This window comes from Micrococcus sp. KRD077, from assembly GCF_017168505.1.
Classification (GTDB): Bacteria; Actinomycetota; Actinomycetes; order Actinomycetales; family Micrococcaceae; genus Micrococcus; species Micrococcus luteus.
The window spans coordinates 122,269-131,080 of sequence record NZ_JABFAZ010000011.1; the positions used below are offsets into that span (position 1 = coordinate 122,269).

At 73.2% G+C, this 8,812-nt stretch carries 7 protein-coding genes, 1 tRNA gene and 1 pseudogene; 5 read left to right on the forward strand and 4 right to left on the reverse strand.

Features of this window, described 5'->3' with window-relative positions:
* Positions 1-124: 124 nt before the first annotated feature.
* Positions 125-556, forward strand: a pseudogene (locus tag J1M39_RS12590) (OsmC family protein); the annotation flags it as partial.
* Between the two features lie 168 nt (positions 557-724).
* Positions 725-1,198, forward strand: coding sequence for a globin (locus J1M39_RS12595; RefSeq protein ID WP_201292388.1), 474 nt, complete (start codon positions 725-727; stop codon positions 1,196-1,198).
* Between the two features lie 40 nt (positions 1,199-1,238).
* Here the strand turns inward: J1M39_RS12595 and J1M39_RS04435 are convergent, their stop codons facing one another.
* The gene (locus tag J1M39_RS04435) at positions 1,239-1,949 is read right to left on the reverse strand and encodes a hypothetical protein (RefSeq protein ID WP_036341633.1); all 711 of its coding nucleotides are present in this window, start codon (positions 1,947-1,949) and stop codon (positions 1,239-1,241) included.
* A 78-nt stretch (positions 1,950-2,027) separates the two neighbouring features.
* On the opposite strand from J1M39_RS04435, the gene J1M39_RS04440 reads away from it, so the two are divergent.
* The gene (locus J1M39_RS04440; protein ID WP_206496492.1) at positions 2,028-3,047 is read left to right on the forward strand and encodes an acyl-CoA thioesterase domain-containing protein; all 1,020 of its coding nucleotides are present in this window, start codon (positions 2,028-2,030) and stop codon (positions 3,045-3,047) included.
* 186 nt (positions 3,048-3,233) lie between these two features.
* On the opposite strand, the gene ettA is transcribed toward J1M39_RS04440, so the two are convergent.
* Both ettA and J1M39_RS04450 read right to left on the reverse strand, forming a co-directional pair.
* Complete coding sequence (gene ettA / locus J1M39_RS04445) at positions 3,234-4,916, reverse strand: energy-dependent translational throttle protein EttA (RefSeq protein ID WP_036341629.1); 1,683 nt, start codon at positions 4,914-4,916, stop codon at positions 3,234-3,236.
* A gap of 98 nt (positions 4,917-5,014) precedes the next feature.
* On the reverse strand, positions 5,015-5,566 hold the full coding sequence (locus tag J1M39_RS04450; RefSeq protein WP_073115490.1) for a single-stranded DNA-binding protein: 552 nt from the start codon (positions 5,564-5,566) through the stop codon (positions 5,015-5,017).
* Between the two features lie 198 nt (positions 5,567-5,764).
* On the opposite strand from J1M39_RS04450, the gene J1M39_RS04455 reads away from it, so the two are divergent.
* Positions 5,765-5,838: transfer RNA gene (locus tag J1M39_RS04455), tRNA-Arg, on the forward strand.
* A 115-nt stretch (positions 5,839-5,953) separates the two neighbouring features.
* A complete protein-coding gene (locus J1M39_RS04460) occupies positions 5,954-7,399 on the forward strand; it encodes a DUF2079 domain-containing protein (RefSeq protein WP_129866859.1) in 1,446 nt (481 codons plus the stop codon).
* 36 nt (positions 7,400-7,435) lie between these two features.
* Here J1M39_RS04460 and J1M39_RS04465 read toward each other — a convergent pair.
* A partial coding sequence (locus tag J1M39_RS04465; protein WP_206496493.1) for a glycosyltransferase family 87 protein occupies positions 7,436-8,812 on the reverse strand: 1,377 nt, incomplete at its 5' end.

Below are 8,812 nucleotides of genomic sequence, written 5' to 3' on the forward strand. Positions count from 1 at the left end.
CGGACGGCGGCTGACGCCTCTGCCGGCGCTTGCGGGGCGGTGCTGCTGGTGGGTATTCCACGGAAGATGCCCTCCAGCACCTCCCCGGCCGCTGTCGGGGCGCGGGCTGGCTAGGCTGGAACCCATGAAGCACACCTTCTCCCTGCGCACCGAGTGGACGGGCGACCGCGGCTCGGGCACCTCCGGCGTCCGCGACTACGACCGCTCCGTGGTGATCCAGGACGCCGCTGTCGGCGAGATCCAGGCCTCGGCCGCCCGCCCCTTCCGCGGCGACGACTCGAAGTGGAACCCGGAGACCCTCCTGCTCGGCGCGCTCGCCGAATGCCACGTGCTCTCGTACCTCCACGTCGCGGCGACCTCCGGGGTCGTGGTCACGGGGATGACGTGCGGGGCCGAGGGCGAGCTCGAGGTGGACGGCGACGGCGCCGGGCGGTTCACCACGATCACGCTGCGGCCCGAGGTCACGCTGCAGGACGAGGCCGACCGGGAGCGGGCCGAGGCCCTCCACGCCGAGGCGCACCGGCTGTGCTTCATCGCGAACTCGCTCTCGACCCCGGTCACCGTCGAGCCGGTCCGCCCCGAGGCCCTGCCCACCGGCACGCCGACGCTGCCGGACCACTCCGCGCGCCTGGGCGCCCCCCTGGCGGTGCTGCGGCCGCGCGTCGCCAAGGGCCCGTCCCGCGTGACGGGCCTGGCGGAGCGTCCCACCGAGATCGAGCCGGTGATGCAGGAGGGCACCCCCGCCCCGGTGGACCAGGTGCGCGCCCGCGACGCCGCGGCGGGCCCCGCCGGCGCGACCCCGGGAGCCCCCGCCGCGCCCGGTCAGGCCACCAGCTTCTACGACGCCGTCGGCGGCCGCCCGACGTTCGACCGGCTGACCGCCGAGTTCTACGCCCGCGTGCGCGAGGACGAGATCCTCGCCCCGATGTATCCGCAGGACGACTTCGAGGGCGCCCAGCGCCGGCTGCTCATGTTCCTGGAGCAGTACTGGGGCGGACCGCGGACGTACTCCGAGGAGCGCGGCCACCCCCGCCTGCGCATGCGCCACGCCCCGTACCGGATCGATCCGGCCGCGCGCGACGCGTGGCTGCGGCACATGCGCGCCGCCGTCGACACGCTGGGCCTCTCCCCGCTGCACGAGGCCGAACTCTGGGACTACCTGGAGCGGGCCGCCCACTCCCTGCAGAACTCGGCCTGACCGGCCGCCCGGCTGCGATTTCGACGCGCCGGGCGCGGGCTCACACCGCCATGGCGGGGCGGCCCAGCACGAAGCCGCCGGGGGTGTCCAGGCGCGTCCACGGCCCCGCCGTGCTGAGCCGGGCGCGGCCGCCGGGCCGCAGGAAGCCCAGCGCGTGCGCGCCGAAGGCCATGCCGGCCGGGAACTGCAGCGCCTCGCCCCCGAGCAGGGGTCCCCACATCTGCGCCCGGACCCTGCGGACCAGCGCCTCCCCCGGGTTCTCGGGCAGGGCGTCCCGCACGGCGTCGGCGCCGCGCGTGGCCACCTCGGCCAGCTCCTCATCGGCGACCTCGGCCACGGGCGTCCAGCCGCCGCGGGGCGGGGTCAGCGCGGTCCAGGTGACGTGCTCGCGGCCCGGCGGCACGGCGAATGCCAGGTCGACGGGGTCCTGGCCGCGCATCCGCGCGGTGCGCTCGGTGACGGAGCCCAGGGCGACGACGGCGTCCAGGTCCGCCACGCCGTGGGCGGTCGCCAGGGGCACGGTGCGCAGCCCCAGGACGACGGGCACCCCGTCTCCGAGCCCGGCCGGCTGCAGCACGGAGACCCACTGGGCGAGCATCGGGGTGCGGGAGCGCCCCGCCTCAGGCACGACGTGCAAACGCATGCCCGTGTCGGCGACGCGCCGGGCGCGGCTGGCCAGCTGCTCGAGGTCCCGCACAGCGCGGTCGTCGACGAAGCGGAGGACGGGGGCGGCGGCGGGGTGCTCGGTCATGCAAGCATTGTCCCAGGTCCGTCGCGTCCCGGGCCGCCCCGCCGTCGCGGGTCCATCCATGTCGAAGGAGAGCCGTTCGTGCCGCAGCGCCATCCCCGTCCCCGCCCCGGTCACGCACCGGTCCGCCCGGCCTCGGCCCCGAAGGACCCCACCGAAACGCTGCGGGGGATCCTGGAGCTGACGCCGGCCGCGCCGGACCCGGTGACGGGTCAGGTCCGCTTCACGGGCACGACCCCCCGGCAGACGCACGGCCGGGTGTTCGGCGGCCAGGTGCTCGCCCAGGCGCTGGCGGCCGCCTCCCGCACGGTGCCGGCCGCCCGTTCCGCCCACTCGCTCCACGGCTACTTCATCCGCCCCGGGGACGCGCTGCAGCCCATCACGTTCACCGTCGAGACGCTGCGGGACGGCCGCTCCTTCTCCGTCCGCCGGGTGCTGGCCTCCCAGAACGAGAAGGCCATCCTCGCCCTGACCTGCTCCTTCCAGGAGCCCGCCGGCAGCGCGCTGGACCACCAGGTGGCCATGCCGGAGGGAGTGCCCCGGCCCGAGGACCTGCCCACGACGGCGGACGTGCTGGGCGCCATCAACCACCCCGTGGCCCAGGAGTGGGCCTGGTCCCGGCCGTTCGACATCCGCCACGTCACCCCGGCCATCTATGTGGAGCCGGCCGCCGAGACCGAGAACCGCAACATGGTGTGGATGAAGACCTTCACGCCCCTGGCGGACGACCCCGCGCTGCACCTGGCGGCGCTCACCTACGCCTCGGACTACACGCTCCTCGAGCCGATCCTGCGGCAGCACGGCGTCGCCTGGATCCAGCCCGGCATGTCCGTGGCCTCCCTCGACCACGCGATGTGGTTCCACCGGCCCGCCCGCGTCGACCAGTGGCTGCTCTACGTCCAGGACTCCCCCAGCGCCCAGGGCGCGCGCGGCCTCGGCACGGGCGCCGTGTTCACCGAGGACGGGACGCTCGTGGCCACGGTCGCCCAGGAGGGCATGATCCGCCTGCCCGAGGGGGCCGCCGCCCGGCGGGCGCGGGCCCGGGGCGCGGCCCAGCGCATGGCCCTGCGGACGGTGCTGCGCCGCAGCTGGCGGCGCTGACCCGGCGGTTCCGCAGGGGGTGAGGCTGCCGATCGGGCCCTGCCATGGGTGAGGCGGCTCGCCGTCCGCGCCGCGCGCACCGTTCGTCGTGGTCGACGTGGACCCCGCCCCGACACGACGACGGCCCGTCGCGATCACGTGATCGCGGCGGGCCGTCGTCGGCGCGGCGCCCGGGGGCGCGTCGGCTCAGTCGCGCGTGAGCTTGCGGTGCGTCATCCGGTGCGGGCGGGCGGCCTCGGGGCCGAGCCGATCGACCTTGTTGGCCTCGTAGGACTCGAAGTTGCCCTCGTACCAGTACCAGTTGGCCGGGTCCTCCGCGGTGCCCTCGTAGGCCAGCATGTGGGTGGCCACGCGGTCCAGGAACCAGCGGTCGTGCGAGACGACGACGGCGCAGCCCGGGAACTCGAGCAGCGCGTTCTCGAGGGAGGTCAGGGTCTCCACGTCGAGGTCGTTGGTGGGCTCGTCGAGGAGCAGCAGGTTGCCGCCCTCCTTGAGGGTCAGGGCCAGGTTCAGGCGGTTGCGCTCACCGCCGGAGAGCACGCCGGCCTTCTTCTGCTGGTCCGGGCCCTTGAAGCCGAACGCGGACACGTAGGCGCGCGAGGGCATCTCGACGTTGCCGACCTTGATGTAGTCCAGGCCGTCCGAGACGACCTCCCACAGCGACTTCTCGGGGTCGATGTTGGAGCGAGACTGGTCCACGTACGAGATCTTCACGGTCTCGCCGATCTTCAGCTCACCGCCGTCCAGGGGCTCGAGGCCGACGATGGTCTTGAACAGGGTGGTCTTGCCGACGCCGTTCGGGCCGATCACGCCGACGATGCCGTTGCGGGGCAGGGAGAAGGACAGGCCGTCGATGAGGACGCGGTCCCCGAAGCCCTTCTTCAGGTCCTTGGCCTCGATCACGACGGTGCCCAGCCGCGGGCCCGGCGGGATCTGGATCTCCTCGAAGTCCAGCTTGCGGGTCTTCTCGGCCTCGGCCGCCATCTCCTCGTAGCGGGCCAGGCGGGCCTTGGACTTCGCCTGGCGGCCCTTCGTGTTGGAGCGGACCCAGTCGAGCTCCTCGGCCAGGCGCTTGGCGAGCTTGGCGTCCTTCTTGCCCTGCACCTCGAGGCGGGCACGCTTGGTCTCCAGGTAGGTGGAGTAGTTGCCCTCGTACGGGTAGAGGCGGCCGCGGTCGACCTCCGCGATCCACTCCGCGACGTGGTCGAGGAAGTACCGGTCGTGGGTGACGGCGATGACGGCGCCCGGGTAGGAGGCCAGGTGCTGCTCGAGCCACAGCACGGACTCGGCGTCCAGGTGGTTGGTGGGCTCGTCGAGCAGGAGCAGGTCGGGCTTCTCCAGCAGCAGCTTGCACAGTGCGACGCGCCGCTTCTCGCCGCCGGAGAGGTTCGTGACCGGCTCGTCCCCCGGGGGCGTGCGCAGGGCGTCCATCGCCTGCTCGAGCTGGGAGTCGATGTCCCACGCGTCCGCGGCGTCGATGGCGGACTGCAGCTCGCCCATCTCCTCCATGAGGGCGTCGAAGTCCGCGTCCGGGTTCGCCATCTCCTCGGAGATCTGGTTGTAGCGCTGGATCTTGCCGTAGATCTCGCCGACGCCCTCCTGGACGTTCTCCAGCACGGTCTTGGACTCGTCCAGCTTGGGCTCCTGCATCAGGATGCCCACCGAGTAGCCGGGAGAGAGCCGCGCCTCGCCGTTCGAGGGCTCGTCCAGCCCGGCCATGATCTTCAGGATCGTCGACTTGCCGGCGCCGTTGGGGCCGACCATGCCGATCTTCGCCCCGGGGTAGAACGACATGGTGACGTCGTCCAGGATCAGTTTGTCGCCCACCTTCTTGCGGGCCTTGACCATCGTGTAGATGAATTCCGCCATGCGGCCCAGGCTAGTCGGTGGCCGCGGGATTCCACTCATCGTGCCGATCCCGCGACCACCGAGCCCGCTCCCCCTCCGTGCTCCGTGCCGCTTCGTGGTCAGGCGACGCCGGCCGCCGCCGGCTCGCGCTCGGGGGCGCCCGCGTCCGACTCGTCCGGGCCGGGCGAGGCCGGGGCGTCGCCACCCTGGAACCCGTCCGGCAGGCCCGCGCTGAACCCGTCGCCGACCGCGCCGGCCCGCCCGCCCGACGCGTCGTCGTCGCGCGGGGCCGACTCGGGGCGCGGCACGGCCGCGCGCTGGCTGCGCTGGAACGCCGCCGAGCCGAAGCCCAGGTCCAGCCCGACGGCGTCCGCCACCACGTCCACGGACGTGCCGGAGCGCTCACCCGAGGACCAGTCGCGGACCCGGAGTCGACCGGTGACGATCACGGGGTTGCCCTTCTTCACGGACTGGGCGGTGTTCGAGCCGAGCTGGCCGAACGCCGAGATGCTGTACCAGTTGGTGTGGGCGTCCACCCACTCGGCGGTCTCGCGGTCGAAGCGCCGCTCGGTGGTGGCCAGGCGGAAGCCGGTCACGGCGGCCCCCGATGCGGTGTGGCGGGTGGCGGGGTCCGTGGCCACGAAGCCGCGCACGGTGATGAGGTCCTGCATGGTGTGCCTCCTGGGCTGGGCCCCGGTGGGCGCCGGGGCGGGTCGTCGGCGCATCGGCTGATCCGCCATGGCCAGACAACCCCACCGCGGGGCACCCCGGCAGGATCGGGGCCGGTCTGGGGACGCGCGGAGGTCCCCGGGCGACTGTGCAGGAGCCGACGGCGCCGCGGCCGGCGGCCGTTAGACTGACACGGCCCAGCCCCAGTAGCTCAGCTGGACAGAGCAGCGGCCTTCTAATCCGCCGGTCGGGGGTTCGAATCCCTCCTGGGGCACCCAGACCAGGGGCGGAGCCGTCCGAGCACGCCCGACGACCGCCCGAAGGAGACCGTCCTGGACCGTCTGCGCTCCTGGCTCCGCGCCCCGCGACCCGCCGTCCCCGAGGTCCGTGTGACCCGTCGCGAGGGCGTCCAGCTGGCCGCCCTGCTCGTCGCGGCCGCGGCCCTGTACGTGACGCACTCCTTCCTGCGGTACGCCACCTACGAGGCCAAGGGCTACGACCTGGGCATCTTCGACCAGGTGGTGCGGCAGTACGCGCTGTTCAACGCCCCCCTCAGCTCCGTCAAGGGCGTGGACTTCCACATCCTCGGCGATCACTTCCACCCGATCCTCGCGCTGCTGGCCCCCTTCTACTGGGTGTGGCCGGACCCCCGCATGCTCGGCGTGGTCATGGCGCTGGCCCTCGCCGCGTCCGCCGTGCCGGTGTACCTGTTCGCCCGTCGTCGCACGGGACACGGGGTGGCCCTGGCCGCCGTCGCCGCCCTGCTGCTCTCCTGGCCCTTCCAGGCGATGGTGAACTGGGACTTCCACGAGGTCACCCTCGGCGTGCCGATCCTCGCCTGGCTCGTGTGGGCCCTGGACGGGCAGCGGGCGTGGCTCGCCACCGGCCTGGCGGCGCTGCTGCTCACGGTCCGAGAGGACATGGGCGTGACCCTGCTGGCCGTGGCCCTGGTGATGGCGATCCGGCGCTTCTGGCCGCAGGCCGCGGTCACCGCCGTGCTGGGTGTGCTCGGCTACTGGTTCGCCACGTCCGTGGTGATCCCCCACTACTCCCCCACCGGGGCGTTCGGCTACTGGCAGTTCACCGCCCTGGGCCCGGACATGCGCAGTTCGGTCCTGTTCCTGCTGACCCAACCGTGGAACGCCGTCGCGGTGCTGTTCGACCACCCGCTGAAGGTGGCCCTCTGGCTCCTGCACTTCGTCCCGCTGCTGTTCCTGCCGGTCCTGAGCCCGCTGACGCTGATGGCCCTGCCGATCCTGCTCTCGCGGCTGTTCAACGACCGCCTCAACGTGTGGGCCCCCGTGTACCAGTACGACGCGATCCTCGCCCCGCTGCTGCTCATGGCCGCGCTCGAGGCGGCCCACCGGCTGGCCGGACGCCGGGACACGCTGCGCCGGCTGCCCGCCGTCCTCGTCTCCGCGGCACTGGCCGCCGGTCTGATCGGCACCGCGTTCTTCCCGCAGGTGTACCCGCTGCACCGCACGATCGCCGGCGACATGACGATGACGCAGCACGCCCGCGACCTCGACCACGCGGTCGGGCTGATCCCGGACGGGGTGTGCGTCGAGGCCGCCGACAACGCCGTGCCGCACCTGACGGCCCGCACCCACGTCGGGCTGCACGGGGACATCGGCGACGAGCTGGCCACGTGGATGATCGTGGACACCTCGGTGCCCGAGCTCGGCGGCTGGGACCCCCTCACCCCGGAGCAGGCGCTGGCCCGCGCCGAGCGGCTCGGCTTCGAGCGGGTCTGGTCCGCGGGCGACGTCGTCGTCCTGCACCACCCGGACCGCGCGGTCTCGCCCACCTGCACGACGTACCTCGAGCACCGCTGAGCGGAACCCCACGGCGCCGGCGGACCCGCTCCGCCGTCAGCGGCCCGCGGACTCGCCGAGTGGCTGCAGGCCGAGTCCGGCCGGGGGCAGGAGCAGTCGGTCACGGGCACCGGTGAAGACGCCGGCGTGCGGGTCCTCGGCCACCCCCGGGGCGATCTCGGGGGCCCCCTGGTCGAGTGCGGTGCGGCGCACCGGGTCGCGGACGGGGTCCAGGATGTCCTTGACCACCGTGGTCATGAGCCACACGAGGGCGACGATGTGCGCCACGATCCCCGAGGCATACCAGGCGGTGATCCACCAGGCGCCGCCGGCGAACGCCCCGTCGGAGGTGATGCGCGCCGACTCCATCCACACCCCGCCCCAGTGGTAGACCTCCACGGCCTGCCAGATCCAGAACGCGCGCCACCGCGGCGTCGCGAGGACCACGAGCGGGATCAGCCACATCACGAACTGCGGCGAGTACACCTTCCCCCACAGGATGAAGGACGCCACGATCAGGAAGCACAGCTGGGCCATGCGCGGACGGTGCCGCGCCGCGAGGGCGAGGTAGGCGATCCCCACGCAGCACACCAGGAACAGGCCGTTCTGAAGCGTCGTGAACGTCTCCCCGGACCATCCTGTCCAGGCCAGCGCCAGCCAGGTCGAGGAGAAGGAGACCGCGCGGTCCCCCGAGAACGTGTAGAAGCGCGACCACTGGTCGAACGCCGTCAGCATGAACGGGAGGTTCACCGCGAGCCAGGCCGCGGCCCCGGCCAGGGCCGCCTTCACGAACCCGGCCCAGCGGCCCGTGCGCAGCGCCAGCACGAAGATCGCGCCGAAGAAGAACAGCGGGTAGAGCTTCGTGGCGGTGCCGAGCCCGATGAGCAGGCCGGCGAGGGTCGGACGGCCCGCCGTCCACGCCCACAGGGCCAGGGCGGCCAGCATCACGGCCCACAGGTCCCAGTTGAGCATCGAGGTCAGGATGATCCCCGGGGCCAGGGCCACGAGCAGGGCGTCCCGGGAGCGACCGCGCGCGGTGTACGCGGTCGCGACGACCAGCACGATCCAGCACAGCACCACGCCGATCGCGTTCACGTCGAAGTAGGTCACGGTGCGCTCGTGCAGGTCGCCGGAGGCGGGCACGAGCCACATGGTCACACCCGCGACCACGGCCAGCAACGCCGGGTACTCCATCCACTGCTCGGGCGGCAGCGGCGTGTAGAAGGGGAAGTGGCCGTCCGAGAGGCCCCGCGTGGGGAACAGCTGGGCGAAGTCCGAATAGCACATGTGCGCGTGCACGCCGGGGGCCGCCCAGCCGTTCACGCGGCACCACTGCTTGGTCAGCACGCCGACGGCGGCGGCCACCACGGTCAGGCCGACGAGCAGGCCGACCCAGCGGCCGCTCGGACGGGACGGGGCGGGACTGCGGGGGTG